This window comes from Phytobacter cepae (genome assembly GCF_054165735.1).
Window position 1 is genome coordinate 3,800,131 of record NZ_CM135107.1, and the last position, 15,015, is coordinate 3,815,145.

12 protein-coding genes are annotated in these 15,015 nt (G+C 53.1%); 7 read left to right on the forward strand and 5 right to left on the reverse strand.

What is annotated here, in order from left to right; genetic code table 11:
- Positions 1-364: 364 nt before the first annotated feature.
- The 3 genes from ACUY4Q_RS17885 to ACUY4Q_RS17895 all read right to left on the reverse strand — a co-directional run bounded on the left by ACUY4Q_RS17885 (position 365) and on the right by ACUY4Q_RS17895 (position 3,148).
- Positions 365-1,156, reverse strand: coding sequence for a phosphate/phosphite/phosphonate ABC transporter substrate-binding protein (locus tag ACUY4Q_RS17885; protein WP_458044052.1), 792 nt, complete (start codon positions 1,154-1,156; stop codon positions 365-367).
- Positions 1,068-2,120 carry a fatty acid desaturase gene (locus ACUY4Q_RS17890; protein ID WP_458044053.1) on the reverse strand — a complete coding sequence of 351 codons (1,053 nt, stop codon included), beginning with the start codon at positions 2,118-2,120 and terminating at the stop codon, positions 1,068-1,070. The genes ACUY4Q_RS17885 and ACUY4Q_RS17890 overlap by 89 nt, the downstream gene beginning before the upstream one ends.
- A gap of 128 nt (positions 2,121-2,248) precedes the next feature.
- On the reverse strand, positions 2,249-3,148 hold the full coding sequence (locus ACUY4Q_RS17895; protein WP_458044054.1) for a LysR family transcriptional regulator: 900 nt from the start codon (positions 3,146-3,148) through the stop codon (positions 2,249-2,251).
- Between the two features lie 111 nt (positions 3,149-3,259).
- Here ACUY4Q_RS17895 and ACUY4Q_RS17900 point away from each other — a divergent pair, with 111 nt between their 5' ends.
- Both ACUY4Q_RS17900 and ACUY4Q_RS17905 read left to right on the forward strand, forming a co-directional pair.
- Positions 3,260-4,405 (forward strand): serine hydrolase domain-containing protein, encoded by a 1,146-nt coding sequence (locus ACUY4Q_RS17900; protein WP_458044055.1) that lies wholly within the window; start codon positions 3,260-3,262, stop codon positions 4,403-4,405.
- Complete coding sequence (locus tag ACUY4Q_RS17905; RefSeq protein ID WP_458044056.1) at positions 4,402-5,553, forward strand: MFS transporter; 1,152 nt, start codon at positions 4,402-4,404, stop codon at positions 5,551-5,553. Before ACUY4Q_RS17900 ends, ACUY4Q_RS17905 begins: the two co-directional genes overlap by 4 nt.
- Before the next feature lie 7 nt (positions 5,554-5,560).
- Here ACUY4Q_RS17905 and ACUY4Q_RS17910 read toward each other — a convergent pair whose 3' ends face one another.
- Positions 5,561-6,892, reverse strand: a complete 1,332-nt coding sequence (locus ACUY4Q_RS17910) for a putative bifunctional diguanylate cyclase/phosphodiesterase (RefSeq protein WP_458044057.1) — start codon at positions 6,890-6,892, stop codon at positions 5,561-5,563.
- Positions 6,893-7,318: 426 nt separating this feature from the next.
- Here ACUY4Q_RS17910 and ACUY4Q_RS17915 point away from each other — a divergent pair, with 426 nt between their 5' ends.
- The 4 genes from ACUY4Q_RS17915 to ACUY4Q_RS17930 all read left to right on the forward strand — a co-directional run bounded on the left by ACUY4Q_RS17915 (position 7,319) and on the right by ACUY4Q_RS17930 (position 12,258).
- Positions 7,319-8,881 carry a sensor domain-containing diguanylate cyclase gene (locus ACUY4Q_RS17915; protein ID WP_458044058.1) on the forward strand — a complete coding sequence of 521 codons (1,563 nt, stop codon included), beginning with the start codon at positions 7,319-7,321 and terminating at the stop codon, positions 8,879-8,881.
- 84 nt (positions 8,882-8,965) lie between these two features.
- Positions 8,966-9,886: a LysR family transcriptional regulator gene (locus tag ACUY4Q_RS17920; protein ID WP_458044059.1), complete on the forward strand. Its 921-nt coding sequence runs from the start codon at positions 8,966-8,968 to the stop codon at positions 9,884-9,886.
- A 110-nt stretch (positions 9,887-9,996) separates the two neighbouring features.
- A complete protein-coding gene (locus ACUY4Q_RS17925) occupies positions 9,997-11,202 on the forward strand; it encodes an MFS transporter (protein ID WP_458044060.1) in 1,206 nt (401 codons plus the stop codon).
- A gap of 27 nt (positions 11,203-11,229) precedes the next feature.
- On the forward strand, positions 11,230-12,258 hold the full coding sequence (locus ACUY4Q_RS17930; RefSeq protein WP_458044061.1) for an NAD(P)H-quinone oxidoreductase: 1,029 nt from the start codon (positions 11,230-11,232) through the stop codon (positions 12,256-12,258).
- Between the two features lie 838 nt (positions 12,259-13,096).
- Here the strand turns inward: ACUY4Q_RS17930 and ACUY4Q_RS17935 are convergent.
- Positions 13,097-13,966, reverse strand: a complete 870-nt coding sequence (locus ACUY4Q_RS17935) for an MBL fold metallo-hydrolase (protein WP_458044062.1) — start codon at positions 13,964-13,966, stop codon at positions 13,097-13,099.
- Between the two features lie 153 nt (positions 13,967-14,119).
- On the opposite strand from ACUY4Q_RS17935, the gene ACUY4Q_RS17940 reads away from it, so the two are divergent.
- Entirely contained in the window at positions 14,120-15,013 is an 894-nt protein-coding gene (locus ACUY4Q_RS17940; protein WP_458044063.1) for a LysR substrate-binding domain-containing protein, read from the forward strand.
- Positions 15,014-15,015: the final 2 nt, after the last annotated feature.

A 15,015-nucleotide genomic window follows, 5' to 3' on the forward strand; every position in this document is an offset into this window, starting at 1 on the left:
AAACACGTGTTTTAAAGCAGGAATAATGTTTGTCTGATAAATACCCGGTTGCATTCAGAAATACTTCCAACACAGTTTCTGCTTTTTTCAAAAAGGTATTTAAGATGCCTGATGTTTAAGATTACCCACTCAACGCGTTTCGCCTGAGTCGATAAGAATGAAAATTGAGGAAAATATCGCGGATACTGTCTGCCCGCAGTGATAATAAACCGACAGTATTAATGCATATTTAACCACACGAGCCGGGGCAGGATGATGAACTGCCTGTCCCCTGTGCAGAAATAATATCTGTCCCTGACGGGCCACACGTACTTACGCCGGGTTAAAGCAAGCCAGCTAAAAAGGCGAGCAGTTCGCTGCCCTGCTACAACCGGGTCACGCCGCGCCTTATCGCGTCATCGCGCCAGTCCAGTAGCACCCTGTAGGCCTCTCGCCTGACCTCACTGAAACCGTCAATATCGTGCGCGGCGCAAACGGCCTGGTGTGCTGCGTCACTTACCAGTTCATGCAGAGCGTCGCGTAATAACGAAAGGGTTTGTGGCGAAGTTAACGGCGAAGTCACCAGCGGTAATCCCGGCGCCAGCGGGCTTTGGCCGATAATGACCAGTCCATCGAGCAACGCGGGTTGATGCCGTTTGATCAGTGCCCAGGTCACGCAATCAATCGCGGCGATATCCGCTGCTCGCTTTTTTAGCGCAATGAGCGACTGACGGTGACTGCCGCTAAACAGAACATGAGAGAAAAACGCCCCGTCCGCGGCCAGTGGCGTAATCATTTTTAGTAATACGTTGTAGCCGGACTGCGAATCTGCGCTGTTACAAACCACGCGGCGGCCGCGGAAGTCGGCAAACTGCTGGGGGAGCTCTTCCCGGCGCGCCACGATAAAACTGCGATAATGAGTCCCTTCACAACCGGGGGCGGCATAGTGAAAACCGCCCACCAGTTGCAGGTCCGGCAGTTGCGTCATCAGCGGGAAACCACACGTCTGGCTCAGCAGCAGATCGTCACTGCGCCAGTGGTCAATAAGGTTCGACGTCGGCCAGCAAGGTTCTGCCGTTAATCCTCTTTTAGCCAGCAGAGAACGTAGTGTCTGTATGAACGCTTCGCTGTCCGGTCGGTGCAGACTGTACATCGGAAAGGCTATCTGATGGGGCATGTGCTTCGCTCGAATGAAAACCGGGGTGGGCATTGACCTCCACCGATCTGAAGAAAAATTGCTTTACCCATTCACCGTAACCGCGCACCACGAACCCATGATTGCGTCGCTGATAATCAGCACGATAAAGCAGGTAGAGGGATCGTAAACCATACCAGGGCACGCCTGGCAGATCATGATGCACAGAATGATAGTTCAGGTTGAGAAACAGGACCCGCCATGGCCATGCTGCTTCATTGATCACTGAGCGTGCCAGCGGATCATCAGCAACTCGATGCTCAAGGAAAGAGCGAATCTTGGTAAGCGCCAGCGACGGATAGCTGACCGCCAGTACAAACCAAAGGATCGAAAAATCACAGTGGGCAATCCAGACAAAAGTAACCACCAGCAACATAAAGTGGACCATCCACATCATGAGGGCTCTGGGCTTCCGTTGACGAAAGTCCGCGACAATCCCCTGCATCATTGCCACGATATCGAGCAGCGGTGCAATAAGGAGGCGACCAACAAACGTATTGCGCAGATGAATAAGTTGACGTTGCCAGCGGGGCAAACGCCGCCAGTGACGGCTAGAAAAATAGTAGGATTCGGGGTCTTCGTCCGGCAGCGTCAGGCTATGGGCGCGATGGTGCGCCAGATGCGAATCACGGTATAACCCAAACGGATACCAGACTGCGAGCGGCATCAGGCCGAAGAGCTGATTCACCCAGGGCCAGCGCGTCGGATGACCATGTATAAGTTCATGTTGTAACGACATATACCATGTGGTGAACCAGATCAGTAACAACGTTGCCGGTAGCAGACCCACCGTTTGCCAGTACGCCAGCGTGCCAAACCAGCCGCCGTAGACCACGCCGATTAATCCCCAGGTCGGCCATTCGGTGCGCCACCGCCAGGAGCGGGACAGATTCTGAATGAATATCCGCTGCTGCTCATGCAAATACGCCGTTGTCTTTTTTGTCATTCACTCGTACACCTTTGGGCCATTACGCTTTGGCGACGATGTGAGAAAAGCGCAGAAATAACAAAGTATTTAAATGGATTAGCTCATGAAGAAAATGGCTTTTACACCTCCTATATTCATGTGCCTGTTTACGTCAGGTCTCCTGCGGGAAATAAGCGTTCGCTAAGGAAGTCGATCAGTGCGCGTAGCTTGGGAGAGGGGTGTTTGCTTGCCGGCCAGAGAAGATACATGACGCCGGTATGATTAGCATAATCAGATAACACTTCGCGCAGCGTACCTTCTTCCAGCCTGTCGCGGATGGCGAAGTCTGGCAGCCAGGCGATGCCGAGCCCGCGCAGAGCAAAGCAGACTCGGGTTTCAATATTGTTGCAAACCATAGACGCGGGCAACGCTAACTCGACTTCCGCATCATTGCCACGCATCAACCATCGTTCCACTTTACCGCTCGATGGAAAACGGTATTGCAGGCAAGCGTGATCCAAAAGCGCGGTGGGCGTTTGCGGTTCCCCACGCAAGGCGAGATACGAGGGTGCGGCAACGGTTATAAAACGAAAATGGCCGAGCTTGCGTGCTGAAAGGCGGGAATCTGAGGGGTGGCCGATGCGTAATACGGCGTCGAAACCTTCGGCTATTACATCCACCATCCGGTCACTGAAATCCAGTTCCAGCTGAATGTCCGGGTACTGCCGCATAAATTCCCCTAATACCGGTAGCACCAGTGTCCCGACCAGCGGCAGGCTCACGCGCAGTTTACCCATCGGGCGCGCCGAGGCCTGTGAAAGCTCCTGCTGGGCAGCATCGATTTCCGCCAGGATGCGTCGACTCCGTTCCAACAACAGGTGCCCTTCGGCGGTGAGCGTGATGCTACGCGTACTTCGATGAAACAGGCGCACCGCCAGTTTCTCCTCCAGACGGGCGATGCTCTTCCCTACTGCCGACGCCGAAATCCCCAGGTGTCTGCCTGCGGCAACAAAACTGCCCGCTTCAGCGACCTGCACAAAAACCATAAACCCATTGACGCTCTCCACCTGCCCTCCTATTACGGAATTTTTGTCCGCACAGAGATGAAATATACCCCTCTTTTTCCGTAATCACGAAGTCTTTACTGTGAACGCGTTGATATCAGAGGAGATAAGCCCATGCATGATTTTATTGTGAATGTCATCCACCAGGCGCTGGCAGAACAACGTCTGGTCGGCGTTGAAGTGATGATTAACCATCACGGAAAAACGGTTTTCCACAGCGCGTCTGGCTTTGCTGACCGGGAAAATCAGCGACAGATGGCACGCCACACCCTGTTTCGTCTGGCATCGGTCAGCAAGCCCATTGTGACCACCGCCGCAATGGTGCTGGTCAAAAAGGGCGTGCTTGATCTTGATACGTCTGTTAGCCATTACTTACCCGTTTTCAGCCCACGCCTGGCGGAGGGCCGCGCCGCGTCACCAACACTTCGGCAGTTGATGAGCCACACGTCGGGCCTCGGTTATCGTTTTCTGGAAGAGAGCGCTGACGGCCCTTATGCCCGGGCAGGCGTCTCAGATGGGATGGATAGTTCCGCGTTAACGCTCGTTGAAAATACGCAGCGTATCGCCTCGGTGCCGCTGCTTTTTCCCCCTGGCACCGCGTGGTGCTATTCACTGGGGATCGATGTGCTGGGCGCGGTCATTGAGCAAGTGCAGGGGCAGAGGCTGGATAACGCGGTAAAAACACTGGTGACCGATCCGCTGGGCATGCATGCCACGGGCTTTTTTGTCTCACCCGAGCGGCAGGTAGCCGTTGCGTATGTAAACGACCAGCCGCAGCCCCATCCCCTGGAAGAGGGGGAATATGTTGCTCCCTTCGAGAATACTGTCGGCGTTTGCTACAGCCCGGCGCGTGTTTTTAACCCGCAGGCTTATCCGTCTGGTGGCGCCGGAATGGTGGGAACGGTAAGTGATTTTATGCGCCTGTTAGAGACGTTACGCATCGGCGGGGGTGAAATCTTATCAGAACAGTGGGTCGCGGAAATGGGCCGCGACCAGATTGCGCCACTTGAGATACCAAATACGCCTGGCGTCGGCTTTGGTCTTGGTTTTTCTGTGCTGCGCGACCCACACTCAGCCCTCTCACCGGAGTCGCCCGGTACCTGGCGATGGGGAGGTGCCTACGGGCATGCCTGGTTTGTTGACCGTGCACAAGAACTCAGCGTGGTCGCCTTCAGCAATACCTTATATGAAGGCATGTCCGGGCAGTTTGTAAATGACCTGCGTGATGCGGTGTACCGTGGAATTGAGGGAATGAAATGAGCCAGGTTGCCCAACGGTTACCCCTCGTGCCGCTGCTGGCAATGTCCCTGGCGGCGTTTGTTACTATTTTGACCGAGGCGCTGCCTGCCGGGTTGCTGATCCCGATGTCCGCGGATCTTTCCATCAGTTTGGCGGCTGCGGGTCAGAGCGTAACCGTCTACGCCATCGGTTCTTTTGCCGCCGCCATTCCATTAATGTCTCTCTTGCAAGGGTGGCGGCGTCGGCGATTGCTAATCCTCACGCTGGCGGGTTTTACCCTTGCCAATACGGTGACGGCCTTAACTCATGATTATGCCACGATGCTGGCTGCGCGCGCAGTGGCGGGAATTGCTGCCGGCGTGCTGTGGGCGCAACTGGCGGGTTATGCCGCAGCCATGGTGCCAGCGCATAAACGGGGTAAAGCGATTGCTATCGCGATGGCAGGCACACCGCTTGCCCTCTCGCTTGGCGTTCCAGTTGGCACATTTATGGGCAATTTAATCGGCTGGCGGTTCTGTTTTGCCGCTCTGAGCGCCCTGTCGTTATGCCTGATGCTTATTCTACGGCTGAGTGCGCCGGATATCGCAGGGCAGCCTCTTAAGCAACGTCTGACATTACGCGATGTGTTGCGATTACCTGGCGTAGGCAGATTATTACTGTTGGTACTTACGTTTGTGTTGGCTCACAACCTCCTGTACACCTGGATCGCGCCTTTCCTGGCACCTGCGGGTCTGACGGCACGAACCGATGCGGTGCTGTTGTTGTTTGGTATTTGTTCGTTGTTAAGCATTGTACTCACCGGCCTGCTGATCGACAGGCATCTCCGCCGTCTGACGTTGCTGAGCATCGGTCTGTTTTTAATGGCGGCACTGTTGATGCAACTGAAAATTACCTGTGCGCCTGCTATCAGGGCAGCCGTGGCGCTCTGGGGTCTGGCCTTTGGCGGCGCCGCCACGCTGTTTCAGACCGCTATGGTGATCCGTGCGCAGCCAGCAACCGATGTGGCACAATCCATGCTCGTCACCGTGTGGAATGTGGCGATTGCAGGAGGGGGGATACTGGGCGGGCTTATCTTAGAGAACGCAGGCATCACGGGGATCGCACCCTGGCTGATTATTTTGTTAATAGCGGCTATGTGGCTGGCCCGGTCGCCAGCCTGCCAAACCTGAATACCGCTCACTGCTTAACCGGTAATCCCTGCGCAACCAGGTGGGCAAATTGTGATGAACTGACCGCCGGAGAGAAATAGAACCCCTGAAAAACAGAACAGCCGTACTCTTTCATCATGAGCCACTGCTGTTCTGTTTCAATTCCTTCAGCGACCACCTCAAGCCCCAGTTCGCTTCCCAGCCGCGCAATGTTCCTGACGATCACCTCGCCTTTTTGATTTTCGCTGGCGCTGGAAATAAAGCTGCGATCAATTTTGATCTGTTCCAGAGGCAATCCGCGCAGGGTGCTTAACGATGAGAATCCCGTTCCGAAATCGTCAAGTGAGAACATAAATCCAATGGCTGCCAGCTCATTCATTCGCGCGGCAACAGTATCCGGATCGGAGACGAAAACGCTCTCGGTTAATTCCAGGTGTACCTGTTTACAAGGAATATTTTCTTGACTGACCCGGTTCAGGAGTTTGCGAACGAAATCAGGCTGCATCAAGTGGTCGGCAGTGATATTGATAGAGACGGATAAATGGCGCGTGTCTGCCGAGGCCTGCCATTTCAGTAACTCATTAAAGGCATGCGTGATCACCCACTCTCCTATCATCGGCATCAATCCCGCATCCTGAGCGTCAGGAATAAAGGCGGAAGGCAGCAATAAGCCAGAAGTGGGATGATTCCAGCGGATCAGGGCTTCGGCCCCCACCACCTGGCCGGTGCTATCAACCAAAGGCTGGTACATAAGCATAAATTGCTCATTGTACAACGCGTGATGAATGGCTTTGGCTCTCTGCGCTCTTCGCGAAAAATCAGTATGCATCGCCACGATGCCACCAAATAAAAACAGGGTCGCAAGCACCGGATTCAGCCATGCACTGACGACGCGAAAGCTTCGTGAAACAGGATTATCAATAGAAAAAAGGCTATGGTTACTGCAGTAAAAAATGAAAGCAATCAAACTTGCCAGGATAATGATTATCTGGAGGCGAGAGCGGTACCGCTGATAATTCATATAGCCGACAAGGGCAATGACGGGCAGATAAAGATGGGTTGTTCGTTGAACGGTACTGTCGGACACATCATACCGATAGCAAAAAACCACCACAAAAAGTAAACAAGCAATCTGCGCGCCCATCAACCCGGTGGAAAAATGTCCTTTTAATGCCAGTCGCCAGCAGGGCAAAATCACCACGGCCAGAATAAGTAAGGAACAGGCCAGTTCCCAATCCTGCAACGACATGAAAAATGCGAGCCATCCCAAACACACCACGAATCCGGTCCAGGCCGCAACACGGCACAGAAAAGCAAGGTGTTCAGATGCCGGAGTCATTATGGGATAGCGATGACGCATTTTATAAACACTCCTTACACAGTCAGAATTTCAATATAAAACGCTCGTCTGAAAACTACCAGCAGAGGAATATAAAAATTCAGTTAACCGGTCGTAGATGCATGATAACGTAGGAAGCAAAACATATTATCGCTCTGTTTCCTGTTATCCAGAGATGTCACAGTGTGACGGCGACCCAATTTATTTCAATGAATATTAGCATGTGAAGTTTGCCAAAAAAAAGTGCTACTTTTAATTTGCCTTTAATACAACAACAGACGCGTGCTGGCATGGCGATTATCTTTTCGGAAATTCCTTACTACCCTACCTGATGTAGCAGGATAAATCGCCAGGCCTGTCCTGATTAAAATTGCTTTTGAATGGTGTCTATGTTTTGATCAAGGACTGGATAAAAAGTTGTCGTCTTTTTGATTTGCATGGATGTTTATGTTCAGAAGAAAATTCCATCTCCGCACGTTGATGCTGGCGCTCTCCGTTGGGGGGATATTGCTCACTTCTTTGTTACTTCTCAGTGCGTTAACGCTTTTTCAAAAAGGCAACATTGAAGACAGTTTGCTGGAAAGCAACCTGGCCTATGCGCGAAAACTTGCCGATACCACCGACCGCTATCTTATGACGGCACAAAGAGAACTGGCATACAGCGCCAGTTTGATTGAAAATTTTAACGACCCTAATCAGTTGAAACAGGAAGCAAATCGCTTACGGTTGCAGTCAGGTTTTTTCAATTCTGTCGTCATTGTGAGTGCAGATGCAGTTATTACCGCTGCCTCGCCGGAAAGTTTAGGTTTGATTGGCTTGAAGTTACAATCACAAACCAGTGAACAGGCCATCAACGCAAAAAAAGCATTTATCTCCGAGCCGTTTACTTCTGCCGCAGGTAATTATGTTGTTCTCGTCTCGCAGCCTGTATTTGCTAAAAACGGGAAATATCTCGGTTATTTAGGGGGTACTATTTACCTCAAAAAAGAAGGCATACTCAGTGAAATACTCAGTATGCATTTTTACGATAATAAAACCGATGTCAGCATCGTGAGCAGTAACGGGAAAATTATCTTTAACCAGGACACCAAACTTATCAGCAAAAATTTCAAACCAGGCGTTACGCTTAAAGAGAAATTAAACTCAAACCGCAATGGTTATTTTTATGATAGCGATGGTAACGCCGGGGAACTGGTGGGTTATGCGAGCATGAACCAGGCGAACTGGAAAATTATCATCTCCGGCGCACCGGATAGCGTTTCACGTATATTATTGCAAACGGTGATAAATGCCTTTTGGTTTACCCTCGCGATTATTGTCCTGACCGCAGCAACGGTCACCTTCTTTTCAGCGAGAATATCTTTCCCACTCGAAAGGCTGGTTGAATTCGCCAAAGAAGAGGACAGCGAAGTTACGCTGAAGAAGCTCTCAAAAATAAATGCCTGGTATAACGAAGCTGATCGTCTGCGCGAGGCGGTGATGTTCCATTTACAAATGGTGACGCGCAGAGTGAACAAGCTCAGCGATGAAGCCATGACCGATCCCCTCACCGGGCTCTATAACCGTAAAGGGTTTGATGTGCTGGTTAAACGCCATGCCACCACCCATGAACACTGCATCATTGCCATTGATATTGACCACTTTAAAAAGATTAATGACAAATATGGTCACACTGCCGGTGATGCTGTACTGGTTGCATTAAGCGCTCGATTAAAGAGTGTGTGTATTGAAGACGAGATCATCTGCCGGTTTGGCGGGGAGGAATTTGTGGTATTTCTGCCAGACACCCCGCTCAGCGAGGCCGTTACGGTCGCAGAAGGCATGCGCTCACATATCGACGATGAAGATTTCCCTTACACCGGCAACGTGACGATTTCACTGGGTGTCGCGAGCGTGCGTAAAAACGGCAACGACATAAACCTGGCACTGCAACAGGCCGATGAGGCGCTTTACGCCGCGAAAAGTGCGGGAAGAAATCAGGTCGTGGTCAGCGAGGCGCAGGTGTCATAGGGAGGCACCACACGAATTTGCTTAACCCGCCTCCTTCAGGGTGCTAGGGTATGCCCATTCCGATACTTTGCGCAGCATGCAAAAATGATGACACCCGCATTTGCTGAATACCTTGCTGTTTTCGCCGATGTCGTGCGTGCGGGCAGTTTTTCCGCCGCCTCCCGCCAGCGCGCTCAAACGCCCTCTGCCGTGGTACGGCAAATCGATGCGCTTGAGCAATCCCTCGGCACGACGCTTTTTATACGCTCCACCCGCTCGTTGATGCTAACGGATGCCGGGCAGAAACTTTACCAGCGCGCCCAACGCCTGCTTGATGAACTCGCCGATGTACATGCCGAGGTTTCAGCATTCGATACTGCCGTCGCAGGCACGCTGCGTATCGCCTGCCTACCCTCGTTCGGTAAACGCTACGTCCTGCCCGTTATCGCCCAACTGGAAGCGGAGCACCCGCATTTGCGCGCTGAACTGGATTTGACCGAGCGCCTTTACGACCCGGTGACGGAACGGCTTGATGTGATGATTCGCATGGGCGAGTTGCCCGACAGTACGCTGATCGCCAGTACGCTTGCCCCCTTACATCGCTTTCTGGTGGCAAGTCCGGCTTATCTGGCTCGTGCAGGCACACCAGTCTCGGTAGACGAGCTTGCCAGACATCGGCTTATCGACAAACTTCACGGCGCTGATTTACTCGGCTGGAAAGATCTGCCGGGCTTTTCATCAGAGGCGGCAGAGAATGCAGGCGTCTTTTTCCGCTGTGATGATTTTGAAGCCTTACGTAGTGCGGCTCTGGAGGCGATGGGGATTGCTTTTTTACCAGCCTGGATGGTGGGTCACGATATCCAGTCTGGCACGTTGAAGCGCCTGAATTTAGAGAGCGAGTGCTGGAATATTAACGCATCACGTATTCATCTTCTCCGGGCGCTACCGCAGCCCGGTGCAAAAGTTCGCGTCTTCATTGAGGCGCTGCGTCAGGCGGTGGGCAGCCCTCCCGTCTGGGGACCCTGACGCAACATCTTTGCATTTTACGCAAAGATATTGCGTCAAAAACGGCGTTATCGGCGCGGCCGTGCGCAGTTACAGTGATGGCACTTACCTCATACGGGAATGTTGTCATCATGATTACCGTCACTAAGCAGTCCTGCCCGCTCACCTCCACCACGGTTTTTCTCATGGCGGTGGCCTGCGCCTTTGCCGTATCGACTCTTTATTACAACCAGCCTTTACTCGCCAGCATCGGCGCAACGTTTGGCCGTAGCGATGCCGATGCAGGGCAGATAGCTATGCTTACCCAGTTGGGTTACGCCACCGGCCTGCTCCTGCTGGTTCCTCTGGGCGACAGAGTGGATCGCAAACAGCTGATTCTTACTCTGCTGATATTCAATATGGCAAGCCTGCTGGCCGTTGCGCTCGCGCCAGGATTTGGACCACTCAAACTGGCAAGCTTTGCGGTAGGGGCCAGTGCCGTTACCGCGCAAATCATTATTCCGGTGGTTTCTGGCCTGGCCTCGCCGCAAACACGTGGGCGGGTCGTGGGTACGCTGTTGAGCGGTCTCTCAGCTGGATTGTTGTTCGCCCGCACGTTAAGCGGGTTCGTGGGGGCATGGGGCGGCTGGCGAACAATGTTTTTTCTCGCTGTCGCCATTGATCTGGTCGTCATGGCCGTGGTCATCGCCCAGTTACCCCAGACCGAGCGTGTGACTGCCCTGCCCTATACGGCACTGCTCGCCTCGCTGGGGTCGCTACTGCGTAATGAACCGGTTCTGCGTGCCGCCTGCGTCACCGGCTTTCTGATGTTCGCTGCTTTTTCGGCATTGTGGTCAACCCTTGCCATGCTTATGGCGCGTCCCCCTTATCATTTTGGCCCTGATACGGTGGGTGCTTTTGGCTTTGTGGGTATTGCCGGATTACTCGCTTCACCGATGATTGGCCGACTGGTCGACCGCGTAGGCTCACGGCGTATGCTGCTCGCAGGGGCATTGATTCTCAGTATCGCATTTCTGCTGGTCGGTATCAGCGCCTCGCATCTTTGGCTGCTGTTAGCGGCGATGGCACTGATTGATATTGGTAACCGGGCTGGACTGGTGGCGAACCAAAGCCGCATTACCGCACTCAGCATCACCGCCCGTAGCCGTTTGAATACGTTATTCATGACCAGCTATTTTCTCGGTGGCGCCACCGGAACCGCCGTCGGGGCAGGCATGGCGGCGATATGGGGCTGGCATGGGCTGGCAATAACCGGGTTTGTGTTTGCGCTCGCCGCACTCTGCGCCCATCTTTTAATGACACCTTTTGCAGCCATGCCGTCATCGACGCATGCCTGACGTCTGACTAAATTTAAGGGGAGTACCATGTCTGAGCAATATGGAAACCTGCCGTCAACCATGACGGCGATTGAGATAACGGAACCCGGAGGGCCGGATGTTTTACAGGCCACTACCCGCCCTGTGCCGCAACCTAAAGAGAATGAGGTTTTGATCCGCATTGCCGCGGCAGGGGTTAACGGTCCGGATATTATGCAGCGCAAGGGGCAATATGCGCCGCCTGACGGGGCATCGGATATCCCCGGTCTCGAAGTCTCCGGTGTGGTGGTTCAGACCGGCGAGCGGGTACAAAACGTGAAACCGGGCGACCATGTGGCGGCCCTCATCCCCGGCGGTGGCTATGCGCAATATTGCGTGGCGGATGAAAGCAACACGTTACCGCTCCCGCCAGGGTTAAGCCTGATTGAAGCTGCCGCCCTGCCGGAGACGTTTATGACCGTCTGGCTAAACATGTTTGAACGCGGTCAGTTTAAAGCAGGCGATATTATTCTTATCCACGGCGGTGCGTCGGGTATCGGCACCACGGCAACTATGCTGGCCAAAGCCTTCTGTGCCGGGAAAATCATAACCACCGTCGGGTCTGAAGCCCACCAGCAGGCCAGTCTGAAACTGGGAGCGGACGTTGCCATCCTCTACAAAGAGGAAGATTTCGTCGATGCCACCCACCGGGCGACTGACGGGCACGGTGCCGATATCATTCTCGACATTGTGGCTGGTGACTACGTGGCGCGAAACTATGCGGCGGCAGCGATGAACGGGCGCATCGTGCAGATCGGCGTGATAGGCGGCGTGGCGAAAGAGGTGAACCTGTTCCCGATGCTCAGCAAACGGCTCACTCATATTGGTTCGACCCTGCGCTCACGCTCACCCGCAGAGAAAGCAGAGCTTATCAAAGCATTGAGCGATAACGTCTTACCGCTGGTCGAAACCGGCGCGGTGAAGCCACAGGTGTTTAAAACCTTCCCGCTGGAGAAAGCGGGCGAGGCGCATCAATTGATGGATGCCAGCGGGCACATTGGTAAGGTTGTCCTGATTGCTGACGAAACGATTCGCTGATGCGGTGACCGGTAAGTCTAAGAGGCGCAAGGAAATACGTGTCCGTATCGTTCAGTTTTAGAACAAATAATGAACGAAAAAAGTCCCCTTGAGCCTCTTCGTTATAATCGCCTGACAGCAATTGCGTTTCGCGCTTATATTTTAACCAAACGGTAACATGACCTATTTTCCTATCTTACTGATTTCACTCGTCTAATTAAGTGTATCTTGATCTAAAAGACATGTTATTAAAGACAGTATTGACAGCGTCATAAAAATGACTAAATTAGATATTAACAGCACGCAACATTAATTCGCTGTTAGTAGTAAAGATGTTTAAATGCTCTTTAAATATTCTGCGATAAAGGCCACGAAGTATATTTTGTATGGGTTAGTCGCGGCGGGAAAAAGTAACCTCCCCGCGTGACAATGCTTTCAGGCCACGTAATCAAACTCGACAATCGAGACAATCGCAGAGGGTGTGGACCAACGCGCGATGATGTAAGGCCATGTTTTACTGTATATTGTTGCGAATGGGTTGAGTAAGTTTCAGGTAATAAAGATCGCAACAGCTGTCAGGCTACGCATCAAAGAGTTTATATCGCGCCGGGAGATGTACTTGTTTGTCCGCTGTATTTTCAGGCATCAACGAAGCCAGCGGAGTGTTTAACCGATAACTAGTGGGAGGAATTTTTTTATCTTTTCAGTACCCAATATTATCAGTGATAAACGCGTACATTTAAGGTTGTACAAATAGCAGTACGAACCGATTAAGTGTATTAATGTTAAACAATGAGTTAGTCGTAACGTAAAAAGCCCTGACGTTCACCGTTGGGGCTTTTTTATTTGCTTCGTAAACTCACCGACGTGAAAAATCCCCTTCCGTTTGCGCATCGACATAAACCAACTGATAGCCTTTATCCGTCGCGTATACATGCGCAAATCCCGGTTTCCCAAAATGCATCCCGGCAACCAGCCAGTGGTACCGGCTCGCCTGCGCCATGATCGCCTCACGCGTCTGCTGCGCCAGAACCGGGTCGCCATCAAAAGCTATCGACACAGCGGGTCGTGCCGCCTGAATGTGCGGGAAATGCACAATGTCTCCCCAGATAAGCAGGCTGTTGTCAGCCCCATCAATGCGAAAGCCAGTGTGACCGGGCGTATGTCCCGGCAATTCAACAGGTGCAATATCCGCAATGGGGTCATCTTTATCGAGATAATGCAACTGTTCTGCATAAGCGGTGAAGGTGGCACGTGCGAGGTGGAAATTGCGTTTCTGCCGCTCATTCCCCTGCGCCATCATCGCATCATCCGTCCAGTAAGCCGCTTCCCGTGGATGAATGTAGAGTTGAGCATGTGTAAAGGCCCGCTCTCCTTTTAGATTCAGTAATCCGCCGAGGTGATCAGGGTGGCCGTGAGTGAGGAGGACGGTATCGATCTCCCCGGCGCGAACGCCAATGGCCGACAGATTCCTGAGCAGATCTCCGCCCGCGTTATTGGCTCCGCCCGTTCCCGCATCCACCAGAACCGTTCTCCCCTGGCCCCGAACCAGATAAGCGTAAATATGAATTTGGCCAGCGTCACGGATGCCTGCACGGTGCTGAATGTCGCAGGCTTCGGCCGTTTCAATACCCCTGAGTAAGTCGAGGCTGACAGACATAGTGCCGTCGCTGAGCGCAGTGACCTGAAAATCACCTATCTGGCAGGTTGGAAAAATGGATTGAGACATAGGGAGCACCTTTTGCTGGCAGCGGCTGCGCTGCTTCTTGACGTTTCCTCATGCTACCTGCTGAAGTTAAGCCTAAGAATCGATATTATTTCATTCATCAGTGACATTAAGTCACTAAATCACAAGCATGACCGCGTGCAAAAAGGTGTCCTGATGCGCAGAAAACTTCCCAGCAACCGCTCTCTGTTGGCCTTTGAGGCCGCCGCAAGGCACGGCAATTTTGCCCGGGCGGCAGAAGAGCTTTCTCTGACCGAGGGGGCCATCAGCCGCCAGATTGCCCGGCTTGAGGCCCTGCTTGATTGCAAACTTTTCGATCGCACCGGCAGCCGGGTGCAGCTTAATCCGAATGGCGCACGCTACGCGCACCGGGTTCGGGAAACGCTGGAGCGTCTCGACCGCGACACTCAGTACCTGAAAGGCGTACCTGACGGCAGTAAAAGTCTGGAGATTGCGGCCCCGCCGACCTTTGCCAGCCGATGGCTGATCCCGAGGCTGGGGAAATTCAGGGAGAAGCATCCCGACATCATGGTCAATATTGCTGTACGAACCGACCCTTTTATCCTGACCGGCAGCGGTTTTGATGCCGCAGTGCATTTCGATCATCCCGCCTGGGCGGGTATGCGCACGCGCTCTCTTTTTCATGAGCGACTGGTGCCGGTTTGCCACCCGAGCCTGCTCACCGATGCGCCGGTAAACGCGCAGTTGAACAGACTGCCGCGCATTCATCGCCGCCAGACGCCGGAGGCATGGCATCACTATGGGCGGGAGAGCGGCATCGCGCTGGATAATCCGGCGCTCGGCGTGCGCTATGACCTGCATGAAATGGCGATTGCCGCTGCGCTCTCAGGACAGGGCGTCGCGCTGGTGCCACAGGTCTATATTGCCAATGACCTGAGCCGGGGTGCGTTGGTCGCTCCCTGGCCCGTCGCCAATAGTCTGAGCAAACACTTTTGCCTGGTGAAGCCAGCAGAAACCGGCGTAAACGACGCGGCGCTGGCGGTTTTTGAGGGTTGGTTAGACGATGAAGCCAGTGTTCGGCCTGGTTGAAG

Coding starts and splice junctions, on each gene's coding strand:
- ACUY4Q_RS17885 (WP_458044052.1), bottom strand. CDS start 1,156: ATGCCCCATCAGATAGCCTTTCCGATGTACAGTCTGCACCGACCGGAC.
- ACUY4Q_RS17890 (WP_458044053.1), bottom strand. CDS start 2,120: ATGACAAAAAAGACAACGGCGTATTTGCATGAGCAGCAGCGGATATTC.
- ACUY4Q_RS17900 (WP_458044055.1), top strand. CDS start 3,260: ATGCATGATTTTATTGTGAATGTCATCCACCAGGCGCTGGCAGAACAA.
- ACUY4Q_RS17905 (WP_458044056.1), top strand. CDS start 4,402: ATGAGCCAGGTTGCCCAACGGTTACCCCTCGTGCCGCTGCTGGCAATG.
- ACUY4Q_RS17910 (WP_458044057.1), bottom strand. CDS start 6,892: ATGCGTCATCGCTATCCCATAATGACTCCGGCATCTGAACACCTTGCT.
- ACUY4Q_RS17915 (WP_458044058.1), top strand. CDS start 7,319: ATGTTCAGAAGAAAATTCCATCTCCGCACGTTGATGCTGGCGCTCTCC.
- ACUY4Q_RS17920 (WP_458044059.1), top strand. CDS start 8,966: ATGATGACACCCGCATTTGCTGAATACCTTGCTGTTTTCGCCGATGTC.
- ACUY4Q_RS17925 (WP_458044060.1), top strand. CDS start 9,997: ATGATTACCGTCACTAAGCAGTCCTGCCCGCTCACCTCCACCACGGTT.
- ACUY4Q_RS17930 (WP_458044061.1), top strand. CDS start 11,230: ATGTCTGAGCAATATGGAAACCTGCCGTCAACCATGACGGCGATTGAG.
- ACUY4Q_RS17935 (WP_458044062.1), bottom strand. CDS start 13,966: ATGTCTCAATCCATTTTTCCAACCTGCCAGATAGGTGATTTTCAGGTC.
- ACUY4Q_RS17940 (WP_458044063.1), top strand. CDS start 14,120: ATGCGCAGAAAACTTCCCAGCAACCGCTCTCTGTTGGCCTTTGAGGCC.